Annotated in this window: 23 protein-coding genes; 10 read left to right on the top strand and 13 right to left on the bottom strand. The window is 36.0% G+C overall.

Going from position 1 to position 22,152, the window contains the following annotated elements; translation table 11 throughout:
• Positions 1 to 7: 7 nt before the first annotated feature.
• Complete coding sequence (locus tag C0Q33_RS05070; RefSeq protein ID WP_101477640.1) at positions 8 to 691, bottom strand: MIP/aquaporin family protein; 684 nt, start codon at positions 689 to 691, stop codon at positions 8 to 10.
• 155 nt (positions 692 to 846) lie between these two features.
• Positions 847 to 1,344 carry a YqaA family protein gene (locus C0Q33_RS05065; RefSeq protein WP_101477473.1) on the bottom strand — a complete coding sequence of 166 codons (498 nt, stop codon included), beginning with the start codon at positions 1,342 to 1,344 and terminating at the stop codon, positions 847 to 849.
• A 211-nt stretch (positions 1,345 to 1,555) separates the two neighbouring features.
• Here C0Q33_RS05065 and C0Q33_RS05060 point away from each other — a divergent pair, with 211 nt between their 5' ends.
• On the top strand, positions 1,556 to 1,999 hold the full coding sequence (locus tag C0Q33_RS05060; RefSeq protein WP_101477472.1) for a hypothetical protein: 444 nt from the start codon (positions 1,556 to 1,558) through the stop codon (positions 1,997 to 1,999).
• 26 nt (positions 2,000 to 2,025) lie between these two features.
• On the opposite strand, the gene C0Q33_RS05055 is transcribed toward C0Q33_RS05060, so the two are convergent.
• Positions 2,026 to 2,319 (bottom strand): hypothetical protein, encoded by a 294-nt coding sequence (locus C0Q33_RS05055; RefSeq protein WP_101477471.1) that lies wholly within the window; start codon positions 2,317 to 2,319, stop codon positions 2,026 to 2,028.
• Between the two features lie 622 nt (positions 2,320 to 2,941).
• Here C0Q33_RS05055 and C0Q33_RS05050 point away from each other — a divergent pair.
• Together C0Q33_RS05050 and C0Q33_RS05045 are read left to right on the top strand one after the other, a co-directional pair.
• Positions 2,942 to 3,271, top strand: coding sequence for a hypothetical protein (locus C0Q33_RS05050; protein WP_101477470.1), 330 nt, complete (start codon positions 2,942 to 2,944; stop codon positions 3,269 to 3,271).
• Between the two features lie 129 nt (positions 3,272 to 3,400).
• Positions 3,401 to 4,264: a ParB/RepB/Spo0J family partition protein gene (locus tag C0Q33_RS05045; protein WP_245867327.1), complete on the top strand. Its 864-nt coding sequence runs from the start codon at positions 3,401 to 3,403 to the stop codon at positions 4,262 to 4,264.
• A gap of 342 nt (positions 4,265 to 4,606) precedes the next feature.
• Here the strand turns inward: C0Q33_RS05045 and C0Q33_RS05040 are convergent, their stop codons facing one another.
• From C0Q33_RS05040 to C0Q33_RS05030, 3 genes are all read right to left on the bottom strand, one after another.
• Positions 4,607 to 5,581, bottom strand: a complete 975-nt coding sequence (locus tag C0Q33_RS05040) for an SPFH domain-containing protein (RefSeq protein WP_101477469.1) — start codon at positions 5,579 to 5,581, stop codon at positions 4,607 to 4,609.
• Between the two features lie 415 nt (positions 5,582 to 5,996).
• Positions 5,997 to 6,956: a polysaccharide deacetylase family protein gene (locus tag C0Q33_RS05035; RefSeq protein WP_101477468.1), complete on the bottom strand. Its 960-nt coding sequence runs from the start codon at positions 6,954 to 6,956 to the stop codon at positions 5,997 to 5,999.
• A 125-nt stretch (positions 6,957 to 7,081) separates the two neighbouring features.
• On the bottom strand, positions 7,082 to 7,819 hold the full coding sequence (locus tag C0Q33_RS05030) for a J domain-containing protein (protein WP_165776437.1): 738 nt from the start codon (positions 7,817 to 7,819) through the stop codon (positions 7,082 to 7,084).
• Between the two features lie 84 nt (positions 7,820 to 7,903).
• Between C0Q33_RS05030 and C0Q33_RS05025 the strand changes: the two genes are divergently transcribed.
• Together C0Q33_RS05025 and C0Q33_RS05020 are read left to right on the top strand one after the other, a co-directional pair.
• On the top strand, positions 7,904 to 9,367 hold the full coding sequence (locus C0Q33_RS05025; protein ID WP_101477466.1) for a glycosyltransferase family 2 protein: 1,464 nt from the start codon (positions 7,904 to 7,906) through the stop codon (positions 9,365 to 9,367).
• Positions 9,337 to 11,208: a polysaccharide deacetylase family protein gene (locus C0Q33_RS05020; RefSeq protein WP_133121014.1), complete on the top strand. Its 1,872-nt coding sequence runs from the start codon at positions 9,337 to 9,339 to the stop codon at positions 11,206 to 11,208. Before C0Q33_RS05025 ends, C0Q33_RS05020 begins: the two co-directional genes overlap by 31 nt.
• Positions 11,209 to 11,225: 17 nt before the next feature.
• On the opposite strand, the gene C0Q33_RS05015 is transcribed toward C0Q33_RS05020, so the two are convergent.
• Positions 11,226 to 11,534: a hypothetical protein gene (locus C0Q33_RS05015; protein WP_101477464.1), complete on the bottom strand. Its 309-nt coding sequence runs from the start codon at positions 11,532 to 11,534 to the stop codon at positions 11,226 to 11,228.
• 63 nt (positions 11,535 to 11,597) lie between these two features.
• Between C0Q33_RS05015 and C0Q33_RS05010 the strand changes: the two genes are divergently transcribed.
• The 4 genes from C0Q33_RS05010 to C0Q33_RS04995 are packed head-to-tail and all read left to right on the top strand — an operon-like array spanning position 11,598 to position 14,036.
• On the top strand, positions 11,598 to 12,875 hold the full coding sequence (locus C0Q33_RS05010) for a hypothetical protein (RefSeq protein WP_101477463.1): 1,278 nt from the start codon (positions 11,598 to 11,600) through the stop codon (positions 12,873 to 12,875).
• A gap of 56 nt (positions 12,876 to 12,931) precedes the next feature.
• The gene (locus C0Q33_RS05005) at positions 12,932 to 13,342 is read left to right on the top strand and encodes a Mov34/MPN/PAD-1 family protein (protein WP_101477638.1); all 411 of its coding nucleotides are present in this window, start codon (positions 12,932 to 12,934) and stop codon (positions 13,340 to 13,342) included.
• 36 nt (positions 13,343 to 13,378) lie between these two features.
• A complete protein-coding gene (locus tag C0Q33_RS05000) occupies positions 13,379 to 13,693 on the top strand; it encodes a hypothetical protein (protein ID WP_177996805.1) in 315 nt (104 codons plus the stop codon).
• 10 nt (positions 13,694 to 13,703) lie between these two features.
• Entirely contained in the window at positions 13,704 to 14,036 is a 333-nt protein-coding gene (locus C0Q33_RS04995) for a hypothetical protein (RefSeq protein ID WP_101477462.1), read from the top strand.
• A 36-nt stretch (positions 14,037 to 14,072) separates the two neighbouring features.
• Here the strand turns inward: C0Q33_RS04995 and C0Q33_RS04990 are convergent, their stop codons facing one another.
• From C0Q33_RS04990 to C0Q33_RS04975, 4 genes are all read right to left on the bottom strand, one after another.
• Positions 14,073 to 14,444, bottom strand: coding sequence for a hypothetical protein (locus C0Q33_RS04990; RefSeq protein ID WP_101477461.1), 372 nt, complete (start codon positions 14,442 to 14,444; stop codon positions 14,073 to 14,075).
• Between the two features lie 128 nt (positions 14,445 to 14,572).
• Positions 14,573 to 15,934, bottom strand: a complete 1,362-nt coding sequence (locus tag C0Q33_RS04985; RefSeq protein WP_101477460.1) for an ABC transporter permease — start codon at positions 15,932 to 15,934, stop codon at positions 14,573 to 14,575.
• Positions 15,931 to 16,983 (bottom strand): ABC transporter permease, encoded by a 1,053-nt coding sequence (locus tag C0Q33_RS04980; RefSeq protein ID WP_245867326.1) that lies wholly within the window; start codon positions 16,981 to 16,983, stop codon positions 15,931 to 15,933. Before C0Q33_RS04980 ends, C0Q33_RS04985 begins: the two co-directional genes overlap by 4 nt.
• Positions 16,984 to 19,449: an ABC transporter substrate-binding protein gene (locus tag C0Q33_RS04975; protein WP_101477459.1), complete on the bottom strand. Its 2,466-nt coding sequence runs from the start codon at positions 19,447 to 19,449 to the stop codon at positions 16,984 to 16,986.
• A gap of 144 nt (positions 19,450 to 19,593) precedes the next feature.
• Here C0Q33_RS04975 and C0Q33_RS04970 point away from each other — a divergent pair, with 144 nt between their 5' ends.
• Positions 19,594 to 20,214: a restriction endonuclease gene (locus tag C0Q33_RS04970; protein ID WP_245867325.1), complete on the top strand. Its 621-nt coding sequence runs from the start codon at positions 19,594 to 19,596 to the stop codon at positions 20,212 to 20,214.
• Here the strand turns inward: C0Q33_RS04970 and C0Q33_RS04965 are convergent.
• Entirely contained in the window at positions 20,211 to 21,950 is a 1,740-nt protein-coding gene (locus C0Q33_RS04965) for a DUF2070 family protein (protein ID WP_101477458.1), read from the bottom strand. The two genes, C0Q33_RS04970 and C0Q33_RS04965, sit on opposite strands and share 4 nt — an antisense overlap.
• On the bottom strand, positions 21,947 to 22,114 hold the full coding sequence (locus C0Q33_RS04960) for a preprotein translocase subunit Sec61beta (protein ID WP_101477457.1): 168 nt from the start codon (positions 22,112 to 22,114) through the stop codon (positions 21,947 to 21,949). Before C0Q33_RS04960 ends, C0Q33_RS04965 begins: the two co-directional genes overlap by 4 nt.
• Positions 22,115 to 22,152: the final 38 nt, after the last annotated feature.

Raw genomic sequence — 22,152 nt, 5'->3', positions numbered from 1 at the left:
GATTATTTTACTTGGATCCACTTTTTTTAAACTTTATTCTATACACAAATGCAACAATACTAGTACCTACAAAGGGTGCAGTCAAATACAACCACAAGTCGTGTATGTAACCAGATGCTACTGCTGATGCCATCGAGCGAATTGGATTCATGGATGCACCTGATACGGTTCCAAAAAAGAAAATATCCAATCCGATGACCGCACCCACGGCAGCCCATCCTGGTCCATGGTGTCCTCTATCATGAACAACAATTAAAGTAATTCCCATTACAAACATAGTAGCCAAAACTTCTACTCCAAAGATCACTGGTGTTGGGTATGCATAGTTTGGTGCATTAGCTCCAAGATTGGCTTGTGTGCCAATCACATATTTGACAAAAAGAATGCCCAAAAATGCACCAATAAATTCCGCCGTAAGGTATAGCCCAAGAAGATTTCGTGGCATGTGTTTTGTTATCAGAAACCCAATTGTTACTGCTGGGTTGTAGTGTGCCATTGAAATTTTGGTAAATGCACATATTGCCAAGCCAACTCCAACCGCTGGGCATAGTGCAAGAAACCAAGGTCCAAACATTCCTGCATACTTTGCATTCAATACTGCCGGTCCTGCAGAAACAATAACTAAAATACACGTACCAACGATTTCAGCAAAAAACTTTTTTTGATTAATTTTCTGATTCCAGACTTGCAATATGTTGATTATAGGACACACTAATAAAAAAGTGTGCAATATCTCATATTGTATGAAATTTCTTCACGAAAATATCTCGGACTAGTAATTAGTTTGAAAATTGTGACTACAGAATATGATAAGAACGTGTTCTCATACCATCAAATACTACAAATCTAATGTGTCATTTTAAACAGCCAATGTATCAAGTGAAGTCCAAAAAATACTATAGCTGCAGCTTTTACAGTTTTACCAATTGTCATTGCAATTGTGTATCTCCTAATATCATATCGTTTGACTCCAGCTATGATCGATATGACATCTCCAAGTATGGGAATCCAGGGAGAAAGAAAAATTATTGCAAACCAGCCGTATTTTGTCATCAGGCCGATGCTTTTTTTCTCATTTCCTCCCTCTGGAGTCTTTCTGAGTTTTTTCAACAGCCTTCCATTATATCCAATATAATATGCAATATATCCGCCAATTATGGAGCCAACAGTAGATACCAAAAACACGTCAAGTGGATTTATTCCTCGTAGTAATAATGCTGAAATGGTAAGTTCTGTGGGAATAGGAATAAAACTTGAAAACATTCCATTGAAAAATAATCCCAACAGTCCAAATTTTATAAATATGGAATCATGTAATGCAGACCTTATGAGTTCATGTAACATTGAAGCATATTCCTTCTACCTTGTTTTAAGTGAATTTAGATAATTTTATGAATATAGTGGGCCTGAAAATTATTCCAAGTTAGTATCTGGACCTTACCAGACTGATACATAGGGTGTTACTCTCATATCAGGTACTTGACATCTGCTACATTTTTGGATCAAGTAAAAATCTAAAACATTCTTTTATCTAGCCTATCTTCCATATTATACCATGAGAGAAGAACGAGTAATTTTAAGCAAAATAGATGTAGACAGACTAGTTATATCTACCAAGAACCATTTGCAAGAGTTGGGATTGAAAATAATCCATGAAGACACATTCGAAGGTTATCACAGTATCAAAGCATACAAGGGCGGAATTCCTTCGCTTGTAACTGGTAGCGTAAGAGACGTCGAGATATTAATTACTGGGAAAGATAAAGACTATGAGCTAACACTAAGAACTGGAGCATGGGGCAGAGATATTGCAATTCCTTCACTTCTTGTAAGCGGATTCTCGTTTGGTGTAGGAGCAGTTGTAGCAGGTGTCGAAGTCTTAAGAGTAGTGATGTTTGAAAAAAACTTTTGGGCATGGCTCAATAAGGAAATATTCAATCTAGGGGAAGAATCTGTTATGACTACACCACAAGTTGTTGCGCCACAAGATGGTAAATAATTACACTTTATTTTTAACTCAATTATTCAAAGTTTATCGCTAAAGTGTCCGGTGTATTTATCCACGTTGTCTTGAGCAGATGAGGGTGAACTTTTCTCATGTTTATTCCCATATTTGTGAATACGTCCAAACATTTTTTTCTCGTGTTCCTTTCTTGAGTGGTGTAGTCTATCTGCTTCATAGATGAACTCCTTCCCACATTCCATGCATTTTATTATCTCGTGATGGTGTTCATGTCTAGCATGGCTTATTAGATCTTCATATTTTGAAAACTTCAATGTGCATTTCTCACATTTAAATTTCTTCCAAAAAAGATTCATGTTTACAGTATAATGATGACTGGGATAAGAATGTTACAGGTAGTTACTTATTGTGACAAAGAAAAATATTCGTAGCCTTAGATCATTTTGTATCATAAAATCAAATATGGAAACAAGTTTTCTACAGACCCACATATTCCAATGTAGAAATAGAGAGTAAACCATTTTCCATTTAGTTAGACTCATAGTGATTGTCCATTACGCTAGTTAAAAGAGATATTTTCAATTCAAGTCTCTCATCTGATGAATATGGTAAATCGTGTTCTGAGCATCACAAGAATAATAGCCTTCGTAGTAGGAATCATTATGAATTTGGTAGGAATTCAAATACGTCCCTCCGATAATGGAAAATGAACTGAGGTGGTGGGTTCTTTGGTAGGTTTAGCTGGTTCTGGATTGTTTATTGTTAGAATTTTTAAAAAAAAGTGAAACCATCCTCTTAAAAACCAATAACGAAAGCCCCTGATGATAGATTCAAAAGTTGAAAGGTCTATTTTTCTATCTATCCGGCAAAGGGGATTTTCTTATCATTTGAGAAATCAACAAGTTTACAATATTTGTAAACTATACTCGAATATAATTCTAGCAAGACATATTGCTCATATGGTCGTTATGAAATAACATGATGGTTGCCATAGATTGTGCAGAGGATATAGAACTAGCATCAGAGTTACAAAATTATCTAAAAAAGCATCAGTATGATGCAAAGATAGAAGGGTCATCTGTTATGTTAAATGCGCTGGATGTAGAGAAAGTTCTAGAGTCATTTCTCAAGGAAAGTAGTAGAACAGAGTATAGCATACGTAAAATTGATTCCGCGAATCTTTTACTATCTAAAGAGGTGCCAATAGAAGATTTTGGTTTTCTAAGATGTGAAATGTGTGGATATGTACTTTCAAGCGAAGAAGAATTATTAGTTCACAGACGAGCACATGGAATTCAACTCCTGTGACAGAATTTTCATCTAAATATCAAACTAGATTTTTAGAATTAGTTCTCCCATTACCTAATTATTCATCACACATAAGCGAATCTGATTCAACCAACCCACCTTTTACAAAATTAAAACGAAACCATATGGTTGGCAAAGGTTAGAATAAAGAAAGGCAGACGAATCACCAAAAAACGGACTGTCAGAAAGACAAGATATACGTCAAGAGTCTCCTATCGTTTAAAGGAAATTCCGATAAAACAGATTCAGGTCTGGAAAGAGGCGCAGGCAAGAAAGTTGGACCGAGATGGAATTTCAGAGCTAGCAAAGTCAATCAAAACCGAGGGGCTGCAAAATCCTCCAATGGTGCAAAAAGAGGGAAACAAGTATCTTTTGATGTCAGGACAAAGGAGATTAGCTGCACTGAAAAGATTAGGAGCAAAAAAAATTCCTGTCTTGGTTTTGACCCGTAAAACAGAATATGATACCCCTGATGCCAAGGCAGCTTCTGTTATTGAAAACATTCACCGCAAAAACATGAATGTGAAGGATATGGCTGATGCATGTGCGTTTTTGGCAGAGCAGATGGGCAAGTCAAAGGCTGCCCAGTCATTGGGACTTTCAATGTCAACATTCAAGAAATATCATGGTTTTGCAGGAGTACCAGACAAGCTAAAAGAACTTGTTCCAAAGATAATCTCAAGGGACGGTGCAACAAAGTTATATCAAATTATTCCAGATGTTTCAAAAGCAGTTAAAATCGCACATCAAATATCAGAACTTGAACCACAGACAAAAAAGCGATATCTCAAAGTTTTAGGATATAATCCAAATCTATCCCACAAAAAGATTATGAAAAAGGTAAGATCCTCTGCGTTGCAACAGAATGTTTCAGTAAGGTTATCAAAGAGAAAGACACGTGGACTGTTGATACAATCACGCCGTCAAGACATACATCCAAATGAGCTTGCAAACAAAATTGTGTCAGACTGGCTTGATAAACGAGGGTACTAGTTTTAACACCAAATTGCATTTTCGTTTCAATTATTTTACTAGTACTAGAAATCACATTTTACTTGAGCCTATATCGCAATATGTCAAGAACACTATCGTAGAGATCAAGCTTTGCCAGTAATGTCGGATTTACAATAAATTCTATCTTGGTAGATATTTTTTCTGTGATTTCCATCATTCACATAATTTCTTCATGTTCCAATATCGATGTAGAATAATTAGTAGAAACTATCAGTGTCCACAGATCATAATGACAGGGATTGGTGTATTACATAAATTTCTATTTTTGCAGTGACTATCATCAAGAGAACCATAAGACTTGATCTAAAACTATGAACAATTCTATTGCGGTTCAATATCAGTGTGTTTTGTTTTATCGTCTTTTGATTTTTGTTGGGCTGCTGTCTTTTTGGTGGCTTCTAGGTATGCAATAGTAGTTCCTAAATTCCCAAATCCCATCGAATTAAGTGATTCTGTTGGAACCATGACTATGGTACTTCCTTGAACCTTTATCGATTCATATAACATGTTGGATTGTCTTAGTGCATATGCTACAGGATTATCTTCATATACTTTTGCTGCTTCTGAAAATTTTTGTGCGACCAGAACTTCTGACTCACCATATATCACCCTCGCACTCTTTTCACGCTCAGCCTGAGCTTGCATCGACATTGCAGATTCCAACTCTTGTGGTATTATCACCTGGCGAATTTCTACACCAGTTACTTCCATTCCCCAGTTACTTGCCTCACTTGAAATTGTGGTTTTAATACGTTCATTGATCTCTTCTCTTTTTGAAAGCACTTCTTGGAACATTGCGGAACCAATGTTATTACGAAGTGTTGTTTGAGAGACCTGTCGTATCATTTGATTAAAATTCTCTACGTTTAGTATTGTATCTTTAGCTCGCTGCTCTATTATTTTGTAACGAAGTATTGCATCGATAGTTACTGGAACATTATCTTTTGTTAGCATTCTTTCAGCTTTGAATTCACTTACTTTTTCTCTTACATCTACAACAAGTATGTTATCTGCAAAAGGTAGTCTAGTTTGAACACCTGGACCTACCTGTCTTTGATATTTTCCCAGTCTCAATATTACTGCTCGTTCATATTGTTTGATAATCATTAGAAATGAAGAGATGATAATCAATATGCCTAAAGCAAGTGATACGTAGATTATCAACGAATTATTAATTGCCAGTCCTATGGCAATGCCAATGATGAGAATCAGCACTCCTGCAATAACATGGGATCCAGAACCTTTTTGTTGTACCAATCGTTCTGCAAAATTATTTGTAAATGACTCTTGACTCATGCTATAATTTCTCTGCTTGTATCATTCATCGTCTCTAATTAGATGTACTGTTACAATCATTTTGCATTCTTTTTCAGAATATGTAGAAGATGTCCTAGCCGCATGAGAATCCCATGTCAGCACACTTGAAAGATTTTATCACATCATATTAGAAACATTATGAATAGCAAAAGAATATTTGTTAAACTGGACGTATTTGCTGATTTTGCTCTCAAGAACTTTTTTTCGACCAGTGTTACAATCTCTAAGAAAATCCAATAAACTAAATGAATTTGTATAAAATGATTTATTTACAATGGAACAAGAATGTGAAGATTATTTTAACTGGATTCATTTTTTTTAAACTTTATTTAGCATACAGATACGACAATACTAGAACCTAAAATGAATAAATAGTGATATATTTTGATGTTATTTATTTTTTGAAGTAAAGAGCATTCTGATTTTCATCATATCCAAGATCTGCCATAGTGACTACCCTAAATCCGTTGTCATGCAGATAATTCATTTCTTGGGCAAACAAGTTCACATCAGTGTTATAATCTGATGTTCTAAAATCCACATTATGATAAGCAATAACTGGGAACGTCATCATTATTCCATGTTTGTTCAACACAGTTCCTTGATTTACTTCATCAACAAATAAGTTAAATATTTTTTTGTCGTCATGAGAATATAGGATATCATAATAATTGTGATCCCACATCCTAATAGAATATCTGCTAGCAAAATTCAATTTACCATCATCAGAATATGTTCTGCAATCAGTTTGATTTGTAAATGTCTGCCACCCATCACAATGTAAAAACATCGTAGGAGCATATCCATCCCTTGCAAAAGAATAGTATTTTGAGACTAAATCTATTACTGTTTTATTATTCCAAATATTTCCATAAGGGGAGGCAAAGATTGTGGTATTGATATGATGTTCAGCAAAGCTCTTCTGTGAGCCTCCAATTTCATAATCTAGTTCTGGCAAGGACATTTTTGTCAAGTCTCGATGATCCATCGTGTGTGATTCTATGTCATAACCGTTGTTTTGCAATATTGCAATGTCATCCCATGTCATTCTAGAGTTATCTTGTCCCAGAAAGTCACGTACTATGAAAAATGTTGCTTTAAAACCACATTCGTCCATGATTGGGACAGCATAAGAATACTGACTTTTTCTGCTGTCATCAAAGGTCAGAATTATAACTTTCGAATAGTCAGTTGAAATATTGGTGTTTGTACATGTGTGTGATTTTATGTCAGCAAGATTTTGTCCAAAATTATAATTACTAATCACATCCAAGGGGTTTATTAAAACTACAATTATTCCAGCCACGATAACAACTACAATCAAGATTTTGTTACCAATTTCATAATCTAACATAGGTATTGAATTTGTTTTGGCATTAAAATTTCTTTATAGCCAGACTCTAAAAATGAATAAAGATAATTTTTACACCATTTACTATCGGGTTCATTATTTTTATTAAATATCAAAATTTAACTAATTTACCGTCTTAGTTTTTTTTCCGTTTCATAACACTTGTCCGCTTCTTTCTTTTTACCTAGTTTTAAAAGTACACCACCTTTGTTATGCCATGCAACTACAAACTCTGGGCTTAGTTTTGTTGCCCTATCAAAGCACTCTAATGCTTTACCAAATTTTTCAAGAATAAAAAAACAAACACCCTTAAAATTCCAAGTAGATGCCCTCATAGGATCTAACAAAATTGCCTCATCAAAAGACTCCATTGCATCTTGATATCTTTTCAAATCAGACAGACATATGCCTTTTAGATTCCAAGCATCTGCAGATTCAGGATTTATGTCTAAAACTTTTTCAAAGCAGTAAAGTGCTTCATCATATCTTTTTAGATTAGACAATGCATCACCTTTTTTGAGCCATGCATTAGCATATCTAGGTAACCTTTCTAATGCATTATCGAAAAAAACAATTGCCTCCTCATATTTTTGTTTTAAAAGTAATTTCTCAGCTTGTTCATAAGAATACACTGCATCTTCAGGATAAATGTCTCCAAATTTTTGAATAGTTTTTGATTCCCCAATTTGTTGTATCCTCAAAGTCTGGTATGCGTCAGAGATTTTCACAAATCGTTCCTCATTGCCTTCCGAAGAATCCTTGTCAGGATGATAACGCAAGGCAAGATTTCGGTATGCGTCTTTTATTTCCTTAATTGATGCACCAGGTTTTACCCCCAATATTTCATAGCATTGCAAAGTATTCAATATCGAAAATATATCCAAAGTAGAATATCAAAGTCTTTCTTGCAAGTTCCATGCCTATTTTTATAACTGACGTTAACATTACACATGGTGGCTGAAATTCAAACGGCTAAAGTAGATCATGTTCAGATCTTACTTGTTTGTGCAATATTTTCCATTTTATTTTTTACAGTATATCTAATGAAGACAAACCTTACTTTAATCTCACTTGCCTTTGCGGCGTTTATCATGTTCTATCAACTTCTTAGTGCAAGAGGTAGTCTCTCATCAAAATTCAAGTATGGAGCAAGACTGCCTTCTCCATTTGCAGCTATTATGATTACCCTCCCATTTGTGCTTGGCACAGTTGCAGCATACGAAGGATTTGCAATATGGGAGTCACCTGCAAGAATCATAATCCTTTGGGGAATGACCATAACATTTTGGAGTACTTTGATGTTTGTGCCACTTGCAGTATACAGTAAATTTAGGGAAGACATGCAGCCAGAACCTGCTACATATCCAACTCTTAGCGTACTTGTGCCTGCATATAATGAAGAAAAGGTAATTGCAAGAACAATAGAGGGATTACTTGATGCAAATTATCCTGACAAGGAAATAATTGTAATTGATGACGGAAGTAAAGATGGTACGTTAAAGATAGCAAACAGATACAAAAACAAAGTCAAAGTGTTACACAAAGAAAATGGGGGAAAAGCTTCAGCTCTCAATCATGGAATTGCATTTGCAAAAGGTGAGATAGTTGCAATAGTTGATGCTGATACAATCGTTGGTAGAAATGCTCTAAAACAACTAGTCAAAGGATTTTCCACGGGCAAGAACGTTGCAGCTGTTGCAGGAAATATCAAGGTAAGAAACAGAATGAATTGGCTCACATGGTCTCAAGCTCTAGAGTATGTAGCTGGAATTGAGATCATCAGAAGGGCTTTTGATTTTTTTGGCTCAATTACAATTGTTCCAGGAGCATTGGGCGCATTTAGGAAAACAGCATTAGAAGATGTTGGAACGTATCACAAGGATACATTAGTGGAAGACTTTGATGCTACCATCAAAGTATTAAAATCTGGATTTGTAATTTCTGGAAGTACTACTTCAACTGCTTATACAGAGGCACCACAATCTTTTCATGATTTTTACAAACAACGAAAGAGATGGTATCGTGGAAACTTGCAAGTATTAACAAGACATGCCGAGACCTTGTTTAATCCAAGGTATGCTTTTTTGTATAGAATTGCATTTCCATTCATGATAATCTCCATGATAGTACTGCCATTTGCAGGACTTGTGGTGATAGTCACCTCGATATACGAAGTGCTAATCGGAGATTGGGTATTTGTAGTAGAGATGTTTGGCTTGTTCATCATACTACAGACTCTAATGTCATCTCTAGCCGTCCGTATAGACCGAGAGGATCCCAGACTGATACTATTTTCACCATTTCTTGTCATAGGATACAAGCAAATAGTCGATATTTTGCTCATATTTGGGTGCCTTGAAACAGTTTTTAGGACAAAGGCAAAATGGACAAGTGCAAAGAGGATCGGGACATGATGAAATTGTTGTTAAGCGGGATATTGATTGCAATATTATCAATAACAATGTGGGCAACTATTCCAGCATATGCCGATACAACAGGTTCTGTTGCAGTCACATTGACATATACAAATGGCGATACTGCTGACTATTGGCCAGTATCTCTAAAAATTTATCAGGATTTTAACCAAACATCTTACAAAGAAATTGTATCATTATCAGGTAATCCGTTTAACATTGTATCATTGCCTATTGGTCATCAGTACAAAATTGAAGCATATGCAAATGGCATGTATTCAAGTGTAAATTATGTCAACTTGCAACAACCACATCAAGACATTACTATAAAATTACCACTTCCAGGAGGAATGCGCGCTAATGTTTTTTATGATGATGGTGTAACACCAATATCAAATGCAACTGTTTACGTCAGTGCTCAAGATAACAAGACATGGGCTCACAGTCCTGTAGATATAAATGGAAAAACGATGCGCTTCTGGCTAGAACCAACCACTGTTCAAAATGATTTCTACATAGCAGATGTGAAAATTGGAAACAATCTAACATATTCCCAATCACCAATACTTCTTTTACCAGGCATACCTCAGGAAATAAAAATCATAACAAACTGGCCGCCCGTGATAAATACTCTCATCACAGTAAATATTCTTGATACCCAATTGCACCACGTATCTTCTTCAAATGGAGACTTCGTAGTAGATCTTTATGATAACAGTGGAAATAAAATCTCACAATCCCCAGTAACAACACGCGGAGTGGCATATTTCTCCAATTTGAAGGTAGGAGATTATCTTTTCAAAGCTATTGAGAAAAGTGACAATTTAGAATGGGGAACTTCACAGATAACATTAGATGGTTCAAAATTTTCTTTTGATATTGTAGAGAGCCAAAAAGTACCAACCGCCTCTGAACCTACGCCAATCATTCCTACACCCATACCAGTAACTCCTGAAACTACCCCTGTAACTCCAACACCTGCACTAATAACTCCAACGCCAGTCATTCCCATACCTTCCCCTCAGAAAATCATTACAAATTGTAATTGTGTAGCATTCAGATTAGATAATATTCAAGATTATTGGTTAAGCAATGTACAAACCAAAGTCATAGACGTGTTTGAGGAAAAAAATGCAAGTTTAACTATTGGTGTAATTGGCAATGCGTTTGGAAATGATACCACATTAACAGAGTACATTAAATCGAAAATAAAGACTGGGCGGATTGATGTAGGAATAAACGGATGGAGTTTTGAGGATTTCACCACAGTTACTAAATCAGAACAATCGCAATTATTAGAACAATCAAAAAGTAGAATATCTGCAATATTGAATATTATACCATCTGTCTTCATTCCACCATATGGAGAATCTAACAATGATACATTTTATTCCATGATTGACAATGACTTGCATTTTATCAGTGGAAATGCAGATACTCAAATTCCACCAACTCTAGCAGGAGAAATCCACTCCTATCCCCCAACTGTATTTACAGATACAATACAACAGTATAACGCAAATCAGAGTATGACAAACGACGAGATCATAACAGACATCCGTAACAGCATACAGGCTAATGGATATGCTGTAGTTACAATCAACTTCCAAGATTATGCACAGAATAATGGCACAATCAAGATGAATACACCAGATAATGAAAAAATTCTAAAACTTCAATCTTTGATTGATGATGTAAGAAACGATGGTTATCAGATTGTGACTATCAAAGAAATATCAAATCCCCCCAGTGTTCCAGAATTTGGGCACTTGGCCACAATTACTTTCATACTATCAATTATTGTAGTTATTACAATTCGATCTAAGATTATACCAAATTAGATAACAAATCAAAACATTTACGGGTTTTTTGGCCCTACCATTTCATCATCTTTTACACTATTGTCCCATTTTCCACGTATTCCTTTGTAAATAACCGCCCCACCAGTTCCTAGTAGGCCAATAGACAATGCAAGATAAAGCAAATAATCTTGGCTCTTTTCAGAGCATTTTACATGTACTGCTACTCCAGAGGAATAATCATAGCATTCATCAAAAGTTTCCTGTTGGACTGCAAATTGGGCATAAGTTGAGTTAGCAAAACCGCCAAGCATAAAACCTGCAAATATTATTGCGGCTCCACATAGAATTAACCGTATGTCGCTCATGACAGCGTAATTGATTCTGCACAATATTTAACGTTGTCACAAGTATAGAATATTGTATAGACCATGGTTTTTGGATTTGGTAAGAAAAAAGTAGAAGAGCATCCCACTACAACACAAAAGGAAAGAGTAATCAACATAGAAGAAATCCCAGGAATTCTTCAAGAAGTTCAATCTCCACACATTACACAAGCCATCAACATTGCCAAGTCAGTCAGAGATGAAGTAGAGACACATAAAAAAAAGATTCATTCATTGATTCTTCAGCTAGAGTCTGACGACTTGAAACTAGACGACATTGACAGAAACTTGATGATGATTGTAAAACGAGGAAAAAATTCTATTGTATCAATAATAAAAAAAGAGACCGTATCTGGTCTAACAAATGCTACAAAATATGATCAGGTAATATTGCTCAACACTGAGATCAGTCAGACACTAAAGAGAATAGGCGATGTATTAGGATTGAATTCAAGAATAATTCACATATTTGCAAAAAAGTATGCAGATAATCTAAAGGAGGAGATTGCCAAGATTGCAAGTAAGAGAAATCAATTACAAGTTGCCATAAACCTTGTAGAAGATCTCAAAGTAGATGGTGAAAATATGATTGAGACAGGTAAAAAAATTACAGAAGAAAAAAGTAAGATTATTCAGAAAACAAACAGAGTATCAGAGATCATCTCAGAGTTGGATACCTTAAAAAATAATTTTACATCACTTGAGAAGCAGATTCATGATTTAAAGTCCATGAAAGAGCACACAGAATATCTCGAGATTAAAAATAGTGTTGAATCACTGTCTTCTGAAAAAAATCAGATAAAAAATATCATAGATATGCAGTTTTCAAAGATTTCAAGACCACTTGATAAATATAGATACATATCTGCATTTGAGAAACCAGTCAAAAAAATGATGGATGAATTGGTTTCTAACCCGTATGAAGTAATTTCCGCTCAAAACAAACCCACCATAATACAGATACTAGAAGCCGTTGCCAAGTCGGTTTCATCTGCTTCCATATCGGTTAAAGATACGGACAAGTCTTTAGAACAGATAATGGAGACAATATCACGATTAGACGAGTTTATCACATTAAAAGAATCTCATTCAAGCAAAGTATCAACACTTGAAAAAGATCTAATTGTTTTTGATATCAAACTATTAGAATCAAAAGAACACAGTTTGCACAAAGCAAAAATGAATTTTACAAACATGGAATCCGTTAAAAAGAAACTAGAGGAAGAGATAACCGAGGACAGCAATCTATTGGAAAAACATGTATCCGAAATAGAATCAGATCTTGCCAGAGTTACAAAATTGAAGATCATTCTAAAAAAATAGAACATCGTCAGACCATATTGAAGATTAATTAGTTTGGCAGTACGAGTCACCATATGATCTTCTTCAAGACTGAAAAACATCAGAGAACCATAACCATCAAGAAGGATGTAAGAGATGGAATTCTTTCATATTGTAAGATGAATCATCCAAATGAATGCATACTGGTACTTCGTGGAAAATCAAGGAAAGGAAAAATACTAGTCGATGGCCTTGTCATTCCCCCGTTCTTTCACACAGGTCCAACTTTTGCAGGATTTCCTCATTCTTTTCTACCATTTGACACAAGCTATGTAGGCACTGTTCATTCTCACCCATCTGGTGTTGCCAAGCCCTCAGTCACTGATCTGCACAATTTTTTTGGGTTTGTCTCAATTATCATACAATCACCGTATGAAGACGGTGACGTTTTTGCATATGATCGTGATGGAAACCTCCTAGAGGTCACAATAAGTTCGGATCAATCATGACAAAAATTTATAAGCTTTTTGATATAACAACTAGTGTTGATTAATTACAAGACTTATCTCATATTCCTTTTTGGCTCACTTGCAGTAAGCATAGGCTTACAGATGCTATTGCCATTCCCATATGGCTTGATTGCAGCGTTGGCTATTTTCATAGTATTTCCACTCTTCTTAAGAAACAGAGCAATGAAACGAATGGGCGGAATGGGTTCGGATGTAGGAGGGGGAGGATCTGGAGGAGGATTCTTTGGTCAGAGTCAAGGCATCAAATACATCTGTCTTGCATGTAATAACAAGTACAAGGGCGGAATGTGTCCAAGATGCGGTTCCAAGATGAAAAGAGCAGATTTTTAATCATCCAGAAATGAAACTTGAAGAACTTCGTAGTAAAGCATTATTTCAAAATACAATAGACACTTGGATAATGCTTTGTGAAGAAAAAAACACAGATTGGTATTCGCCTGAGAATTACATGAAATTCATTGCTCATCTTTTTAAGAGTGGATTGAAGTTACAAAAATTTCCATTATGTATAAAAGAATCTGGAGGAATGTATCAAAGAGGTAAGGACAAGACACAATTTGCAGAAACACTTGCCCAATCAACAGACCCAAATGCGGCAGCTTATACCGTCAGACTCTCAGATGACACAATAAAGATAATTCGTCAGTTCAATTCCAGCGTTGTAGTTAACTAAATCTTATTTCAAAATCAGTTGCATATCAAATGTGAATTAATTTTTCCTTTTCTTTAGAAACTGAGCGATTGCAACTACTGGAATTTCGTTTGATTGATCGATGACCAATATCTCTTGATTGTATTGAGTTTTGATAGTAGATTTGAATTCTGTCATCTCACAGTAATACACAGATGCAACATGAGTTGTTCCGTTGAGGACTTCTCTTGTGACATCATCAGATTCCGGAAAGTTTGTAAAACTTATCAGGTATCCGCTACACCATCCAATAGAAGGCGTGTTTGGCGGTATTGCACTTGTTAGGAACTTCTCTACGGAAGCGTACTTTGAGATATGATGTATAATTATCTTTTTCACAGGTTTGTATTCTACTTCGGGAATCATCTCAGTAACACTCTCAGTGGTCATCACCTTAAGATATAATCAATAGTATTTAGGCTATTTTCAAGTAGACTATTACATCAAGATTAGAAATGACCAGACTGTGAAAAACTTACCCCCGCTGATGAAGAATTTCATTTCTAGATCTAGTCAGATTATCGTCGTAGCCTAGGATTGATTATTACATCCATCGCGTGACCCATAAATACAAACGCAAGACCTGTTATTGCAATCAAGATTCCCGGGGGTAAGATCCACCACCACATACCCCGAGCTGCTGCACTGTAAGAGCTTGCATCATGCAATATTTGTCCCCATGTCGGAAAGGTAGGATCTCCCAATCCTAGAAAACTAAGACCAGCTTCAGTAGTAATCGCAGCAGGAACTGATATTGCAATGCTTGCAAATGCATATGGAAGAAGTTGTGGAAGTATGTGTTTGAATATTATTTTACGATCTTTCTGACCCATCAGTTTTGATGCTTCAACATATTGGAGTGTTTTTATCTGCATTGCCATACTTCTTGATACTTTGGCTATTCCTACCCAGCCAAAGATTACAAGGAATCCAACCATCAAAAATACGCTGTTTCCAACAGTTACTGCTAAAATTATCAAAAGCGGAAGAGCAGGCATGGCATAAATTATATCGTTAAAACGCATCAATATCTCATCAGTTGCTTTACCCTTGAATCCTGCAAACACACCATAAAGTAAGCCAAGTACTACAGAACCAATTGCTACTGTTATACCTATGAAAAGTGCCAATGGTGTACCCCAAAGCAATCCAACAGACAAGTCCCGTCTGAGTTCATCGGTTCCCATCATTCCAAAAACCTTTCCCCCTATTACAAGATTAGACTTTTCAAGAGTAGGTTTTCCAGATACATCGTACAAATGAACGCTGAAAACATAATTGCCCTTGAGGATTTTGTTTTCGTCAAGTTTTGAGAATATTATTTTTTCAGAAGAAAGAGCATCAAATGGAAATGAATATCTGTTTTTATCATTTCCAAGATTTTTTACAATTACATTTTGTGTTGAAAACAACATACTGGTGTATGTTGTTTCAGTATTGCTAAAAGGTAACGATATAGAAATCAGATGCAATTCAATTCCATCAGGTCGTGTAACAGACAATTGCAACAAAGGAGAGCCGATGTATTTTGCAGTATATTGATAGATAAAATCACTTGGAAATCCATCGTATTGATAATTTACTGCAAATGAATCGGTCAGAACATATACAGAGGACAGTTGTTGTGATGAGCTTTGCGGTTGCAATATCAAGTGTTCTGGGATCTTTTCAGATTGGAAATAGTTTATCCAAGCAGGTTGTGCAGATTTTGGATACAGTAGCCAACTTGCAGGATCATTCCATGTCTTGAAGATTTCAACGGGTATAGTTACAAATGCAATAATTGACATCAAGAAAAGTGCTGCAAGAATTACAATTCCCGTCATTCCTATTTTACTATGAGAAAATTCACGCCAGATGCCTCTTGCCGAAAAACTCATTCTCTTCTCACCCTAGGATCAAAGTATCCGTACAAGACATCAGCTATAAACACGCTTACTAGAAAGAATGCAGTCAAAACATATGTCGCACCAATGATTACGGGTAAATCCAAAACACTGATTGCCTCAAAGTATAGTCTACCCATACCTGGCCAATCAAAGACAGCTTCTGTGATTATTGCCCCACCAAGAGAGCCTGACAAGCTAAGTGCAAGAATTGTCACAATTGGCGGTGCGGCATTTTTCAATGCATGCGAGAATAGTATTCGTTTTTCATCTATTCCTGCGGCTCTTTTTGCCATGATAAAGTCCTCTTGTAATACCCCAACTAGAAAATTTCTTACCAAGTATGCCCACGAACCAAATCCGATTAGAACCAGAGTAATCAATGGAAGTGCCATGTGGTACAAAAGAGACCCTAAGTACCCTGGGTCGGTTACAGAAATATCAGGTGTAGCTCTTGCAGGAAATATTGGATAAAGAAATGCAAAAACAAATATCATAAGAACACCTATCCACCAAACTGGAAAGCTGCTCGATATTATTGCAAAGCCTGAGGTTATCTTGTCAATCTTTGAGTTCACTTTACTTGCAGCAACTGCCCCCAGAAATATTCCTATAACCGAAACTATCACAGTGGCTGTTGTAAAAAGAAGAATGGTCCTTGGCAATTTTTCAAGTATTATATCTTTTACATCAGATGATCCGCTATCACTTGTAAGAAATTTTGCATGACCAAAGTCCAGAGTTAAAATTTTGTACATTGACAAACCAATTCTTTGAGGAGCGTACCATGGTTGATCAAGTCCAAGAGATTTAATTTGTTGTTGAATTTGATTTTCTATATACGAATCCATCTGATCAGTTGTTTTAAAACTTGACAGAAGACTTTTGTTGTTTGTCACTTGCTGCCTTATTTCCAATGTAACACTTTGTTTTGATATAGAATCCATGTTTGCTCCTACCAATGCGATTGTAACAAGAAGTGTTGCCATCAATACTCCAAACATTGTAATTGCGCGCTTTGCAAGGAATTTTTTAAATCCCATCTACTTTACCTTACTTTTTCTTCTCCTAAGAAATACATACAAAATTACTAGAAATATCACGCTTGTAAATATTGCAACCCCTGCAAGATATACATAATTTACTTCATGAGATTCATTGCTTGAGACAAGATTCTCGGGAGCTAGTTGATTTGCCCCTTGCGTTACAAGAAAACTTGTGTGATACATGTCAGGCTTGTATGCAGCATCTGATACTACAAATATCTGAAAGTCATTAGAGCCCAGTTCAAAATTCTTTGTCATTTCAGGACCTAGGGTTATTGTCATGGTGCCATTAGCAGACATCTGCTTTCCATTATCAACTATCTTTCCTTCAGGGTTTGTAAAATAGTAATATACAGTCGCGTTTGGTGTGACTGAAATGGGGATTGTGAGGTTTGCACCCAGAGTTACAGTAGTTGGCACCTCAACATTTTGAATTGTAGGCATGCTTACCTCTTCGAATTTTTTCCAATATCCAGATTTGAAAGGATATGTAGGATCATCAAATGCTTTTATTGTAATTTTTCTTGCATCAGGAGAATAACTATCCAAATAGTATGGCCCATTACTTATTACGGCATGGCCATGTTCTGCAATCCATGATATCGAAGCATTATATCTTGAAACAAAATAGTTTGAATCATTAACGTATGAAAGTGCTGGTGGAATGGATCTCTCTTTTTCAAAGTCTTCAAGGTTTGTTTTTATCACATTGGCATCGTTTGGAATAATTAACGACATCCAGTCTACGTCTTTACTCATTGCATCTGATCTTGAAAATGCAAGCTTGCCATCAGTTACTGCTTTTTCCATAGAGTAGACAACCTCCCATGGCATGGCTGGCCAGACTTGGGCCGAGTCTGCAATTTCATTATCATCAAAATGCCAATAGTTTTGATAAACTTCAATTGTATTTCCATCAACAACTCTAACTCCTATGAGGGTTTTTGCAGCCTGATTTGCCTTGGGAGAATATTCAGAATCAAATGTCATCGTTCCATTTGTCTGATCTGCACCCCATTGATATAGAAAATAAATCCCATAAAGAACATCATTCATATCCATTGGAACTTTGTTGTGCCAATTTCCAAATTTTAGGTGAAACGTTACTTTGCTTGTTGCCTTGATTCCAGTTCCTACATGGGTCCACTTTTGTTTTACAGCATCCCAGTATATTGCATCACTTGGAACATCAAGTTTATTCAAAGGTCCAGCAGTCTGGACTTGCCAATCAGATCGTACTGGAATGGTATAACCAGTGTAAGGATTTTTGAAGCTTCCAGGATCAGATAGCGTTCCCCAAATTTGTTGGCTAGAGGAATCTGTAAATCCACCGATTGGATTCCATGCACCAGAGTAAATCTTTTTTACACCTATTGTTAGCGTATCAGAATCGGATCTTGCATTAATTGGAGTAAACCTACTTGTAATTCCTGCACCAAAATCATTTATTATTCCATCGACTTTTTTGTTTGCAACAAATTGGTCTATCTTGCATGCAAGAAATATTCTAACAGAATCATGAATTCCCTTGTCAACTGCCTGGTTTATCAAATTGGAGCGTTGCTCTGAAGATGTAAAATTTCCAAAGAATATCGCCTTTGATAGAGAATCAATTTCTGGGTCTTTGAAATTCCAGTATGATGGATTGTTAAATCCAGGCATGTTAGAGTACCATGGAGAATACATTTGAGCAGTATTTACAGAATCATATCTTACAAAGCCACTCATTGTCCATCCTTCGGTGTAAATATTCCATTTCATATCAGATGGGTTGGAACCATAAACATCCGAGAATGCCTTTGTCAGATCACCATAATCTTTTTTCACCGTAAATCCTACATCGTGTAGTTGAGAAGCAAGAATTTCGCCAATAGATTTTCGCACTGGATCATCATTTCGTATAAAGATTGTAACTGATATCGGTTTTGAATCATAGTACCAAATTCCCCCAGTCTTTTGTGCGCCTACCTTTTCAAGTGCACTTGATATGATTTGATTTGCAAGCGCTGGATTGTGTTTGAAATTAAATGATTGTAATTCTCCCAGCATTGAGAGATAATCAGGGTCATATGGCTTGTACGCAGAAATCATTTGAACGCCATAACCATTTAGAACTTCGTCTACGATAAGATCCCGGTCTATTAGATAATTTAGTGCAAATCTTACTTGTTGAATTGAAAACGGATTGAATTGATCAGAGACTGCAGGATTTATCAAAAGACTATAACTTGTTCCAGCAGACTGGAATATCTTCAAATTTTGCCTTGATTGATCATCAAGTCTATCCAATGGTATTGCAGAATAATAAATATCCAAGTGTCCATTTTCTACTTCTTGTACAGCAGTGTTATCATCAGAGTACTGTATAAATTCCACTTTGTTAAAATTTGTACCTTTCTCGCCAAATGCAATTACCGGACCCAAAATAAAAATCACTAGAAGAAAGAATAATAAAAATTTCATGCTATGTTTTTCAATGAACTGTATTTAACCATGGTCCAACAAGTAAATTATTAGAATATAAAAATCAGATACAAGAAGTTCCAAGGCTTGGTATCATGTACTAACACAAATAGCATTTTATAAAAGAAATGTAATTGGTTCATAGTGAATCTTCAAACACTGGTAAAAGGAATTGAGGGGATAATTCCTGGAGGACTTTCTATCAAGGACTTTAGCATGGCAACTCAGACTAGTGAAGATTTGGCAAGGGAGATACTAGACAATTTTATGCAAAATGGCATTGGAAGATTTGAAGAGGATCAAGTCCATTTCGAAGAAAGTGACAAGCTAAAGACAAGTATTCTTGCAATCAGCATGGGTGCTGCAATTGACGAGGTCTCCCGCTTGTTGAAATGGCAAGACTTTGAGTCACTTGCTGCTGAGATACTTGAGAAACGAGATTTTGAGACAACAAAAAATGTCATCTTGACAAAACCTAGAATGCAGATAGACGTGATAGGCATCAAATCAGATGTTGCCATACTGGTTGATTGCAAACACTGGAAAAACATGACCCAATCAGCCCTTCAGAGTGCTGTAAAAAAACAAATTGAAAGAACCAAACAGTATCTTGTCAAAGAAGACATCAGGGCGGCAGTTCCTGCAATTGTAACTCTTTACCAACATGATCTACAATTCATTGAAAGAGTACCAATAATTCCGATTCACCAGTTAGATTCCTTTTGTGACGAGTTTTATGGAAATCTAGAAAAACTTCAAAGTTAGAGCAACGTATAGATAAAAAATCCCGTTGTTATCAAAAGAAATGCTTGTGTAATTCGCATTGCGTTGTCAAGAGATTTTGAATAAAGTTCAAGTTGGTTTCCTCCCATGACTTTGACACTGGTTTCGCTTTCCAAGAGATCATATGATGTAGGGGATGCAGTCTGTTCTGCCTTTTTGGCAAGATCTAAAAACCACGAAACAACGTCAGGTGCTTTTGATAGACTTCCAAATTCAAAATAACCGTGTTTATTTCTAGGCGTTCTTGCTTTATAGTGTGTATCAGATGTACATATTTCAAGAAAATTATATCCATTATTTAAGAAACTATTTGCAATTTCTTCCCGTAGTCCATTTAACATGTTATTTGCATCAGCCCATGCAAGAAAGAACTTTTCATCGCCAATCTTAAAACACATTATTGCAACCTTGCCAGGTCCAAGATCATCTGCCTCAAAATTTAGATGTTCAGAGTTTGCATATCCAACTTCTAATGGCAGTGTCTCCTTTGTGATGAGGGTATCCAAAGTAGATTTAGCAGCGTTTAGAAGATCATCTGCATCAAGTTTTTCAATTTCTTTCCCCATTGCATTATGACTGTCAACAATTAACACTCTCTCAAATCCTCGGTTTTCACCATATTGTTCAAGATCTGATTTTATGTAATACGGAATATCTTCCATACCATGAGGAGACAATGAAAGAATCAAGATTGCAGTTTTATCAAACAATAGTCCAGTAGTTCGTGCCTTATTGACTTGAATTGTCACAGGCTTTGTGCTCTTTGAGCCTTCTTGGATTTTTAGATTTTGTTGAAGACTTGTTATGTAATGATCAACCTGAGATTTAGAAGGCAAGTTAAGCGAATGATCAGATATGCTATGCATTACCATCGCAGAAGAATTGAGATTTTTATAAATAAGATATGGGATATTACTTCCACCTATCGGATGAAACGGTCCAGGATGGAGGTCTGGAATTACCAGCCTGCAGTCTCCATCTTTTTTCTTGAATAAAATCTGAAATGTAGAGACCTTTGATGGTTCAGAACGTTTCTCCATCAATAATTCCATCGGTTTAGGATCATCATTTGTCCATGCTGCAAGATATGCTTGCAAGAATGCATGAGTGCTAGACAATTTTCCACTACCTGCAATTCTGTCACTTAGTAAAGTCCAGAGACTTCCAAGAACACAAAAAACTATACCATATACAATAGACTTAGGATCAGACAACATTGGAATCCATTTATTTGGCGGTACAAACGCAAGAAACATTGCAAGAGGTTGAATTAATGAAATTGCCCACGCTGTTTTTAGTTTTGCTCCCAGTACTGATGTAAATATTGCAATTCTAAAACTAGTAAACAAAAACATTCCTTCAATTACATAAATTTGCAATAACTGAGGTTTAGAAAATACGTAAAAAGACAGTACTCCACATAGAATTGTTACAAGCCACAAAAGATTTCCAAATGCCGACATGTGTATAGATTTAGAATATTCAGTCTTCAAAATTCTAGTATCTATTACCTGAGTTATCATAAGTGCCGCAACAGTAACAGGTATGGTATAGACTAGTCTATCAGTTGATTTGAAATAATCAATGCTCGATACTGCTACAATAACACATGCAACGACAATAGCTATTACGAGTGATACATAGTGTGAAGTTGGAGTAAATGTTGTTAACGTATACCGTTTGTGAATGCGGGATACATCATTGGAGCTTTCCGTCATGCTGAGAAAAAGATTTTAAGAATCCATGAAATTCCAATCAGTGATGCAGGTATTGAAATTACTATCTCCGGTCTTAACTTGTAGCCCTTAGTCTCATCCTCAAAGAATCTCAGTAGACCTGCACTTGATGCCGGCAGTGGTGCAGATTTTTTGCTGCTGCTCATATCATCTCTGTTTCAAGGCTGTTTAAATAAATACCTAT

This window comes from Candidatus Nitrosotalea bavarica, from assembly GCF_900167955.1.
GTDB classification, from domain to species: Archaea; Thermoproteota; Nitrososphaeria; order Nitrososphaerales; family Nitrosopumilaceae; genus Nitrosotalea; species Nitrosotalea bavarica.
The sequence above is the reverse complement of the archived record's forward strand: the minus strand, read 5'-3'. Positions and strand labels throughout refer to the sequence as shown.

Coding starts and splice junctions, on each gene's coding strand:
- C0Q33_RS05040 (WP_101477469.1), bottom strand. CDS start 5,581: ATGAGTCAAGAGTCATTTACAAATAATTTTGCAGAACGATTGGTACAA.
- C0Q33_RS05015 (WP_101477464.1), bottom strand. CDS start 11,534: ATGAGCGACATACGGTTAATTCTATGTGGAGCCGCAATAATATTTGCA.
- C0Q33_RS05055 (WP_101477471.1), bottom strand. CDS start 2,319: ATGAATCTTTTTTGGAAGAAATTTAAATGTGAGAAATGCACATTGAAG.
- C0Q33_RS04980 (WP_245867326.1), bottom strand. CDS start 16,983: ATGGGATTTAAAAAATTCCTTGCAAAGCGCGCAATTACAATGTTTGGA.
- C0Q33_RS04990 (WP_101477461.1), bottom strand. CDS start 14,444: ATGACCACTGAGAGTGTTACTGAGATGATTCCCGAAGTAGAATACAAA.
- C0Q33_RS04960 (WP_101477457.1), bottom strand. CDS start 22,114: ATGAGCAGCAGCAAAAAATCTGCACCACTGCCGGCATCAAGTGCAGGT.
- C0Q33_RS05065 (WP_101477473.1), bottom strand. CDS start 1,344: ATGTTACATGAACTCATAAGGTCTGCATTACATGATTCCATATTTATA.
- C0Q33_RS05025 (WP_101477466.1), top strand. CDS start 7,904: ATGGTGGCTGAAATTCAAACGGCTAAAGTAGATCATGTTCAGATCTTA.
- C0Q33_RS04985 (WP_101477460.1), bottom strand. CDS start 15,934: ATGAGTTTTTCGGCAAGAGGCATCTGGCGTGAATTTTCTCATAGTAAA.
- C0Q33_RS04975 (WP_101477459.1), bottom strand. CDS start 19,449: ATGAAATTTTTATTATTCTTTCTTCTAGTGATTTTTATTTTGGGTCCG.
- C0Q33_RS05020 (WP_133121014.1), top strand. CDS start 9,337: ATGGACAAGTGCAAAGAGGATCGGGACATGATGAAATTGTTGTTAAGC.
- C0Q33_RS05010 (WP_101477463.1), top strand. CDS start 11,598: ATGGTTTTTGGATTTGGTAAGAAAAAAGTAGAAGAGCATCCCACTACA.
- C0Q33_RS05050 (WP_101477470.1), top strand. CDS start 2,942: ATGATGGTTGCCATAGATTGTGCAGAGGATATAGAACTAGCATCAGAG.
- C0Q33_RS04995 (WP_101477462.1), top strand. CDS start 13,704: ATGAAACTTGAAGAACTTCGTAGTAAAGCATTATTTCAAAATACAATA.
- C0Q33_RS04965 (WP_101477458.1), bottom strand. CDS start 21,950: ATGACGGAAAGCTCCAATGATGTATCCCGCATTCACAAACGGTATACG.
- C0Q33_RS05060 (WP_101477472.1), top strand. CDS start 1,556: ATGAGAGAAGAACGAGTAATTTTAAGCAAAATAGATGTAGACAGACTA.
- C0Q33_RS05035 (WP_101477468.1), bottom strand. CDS start 6,956: ATGTTAGATTATGAAATTGGTAACAAAATCTTGATTGTAGTTGTTATC.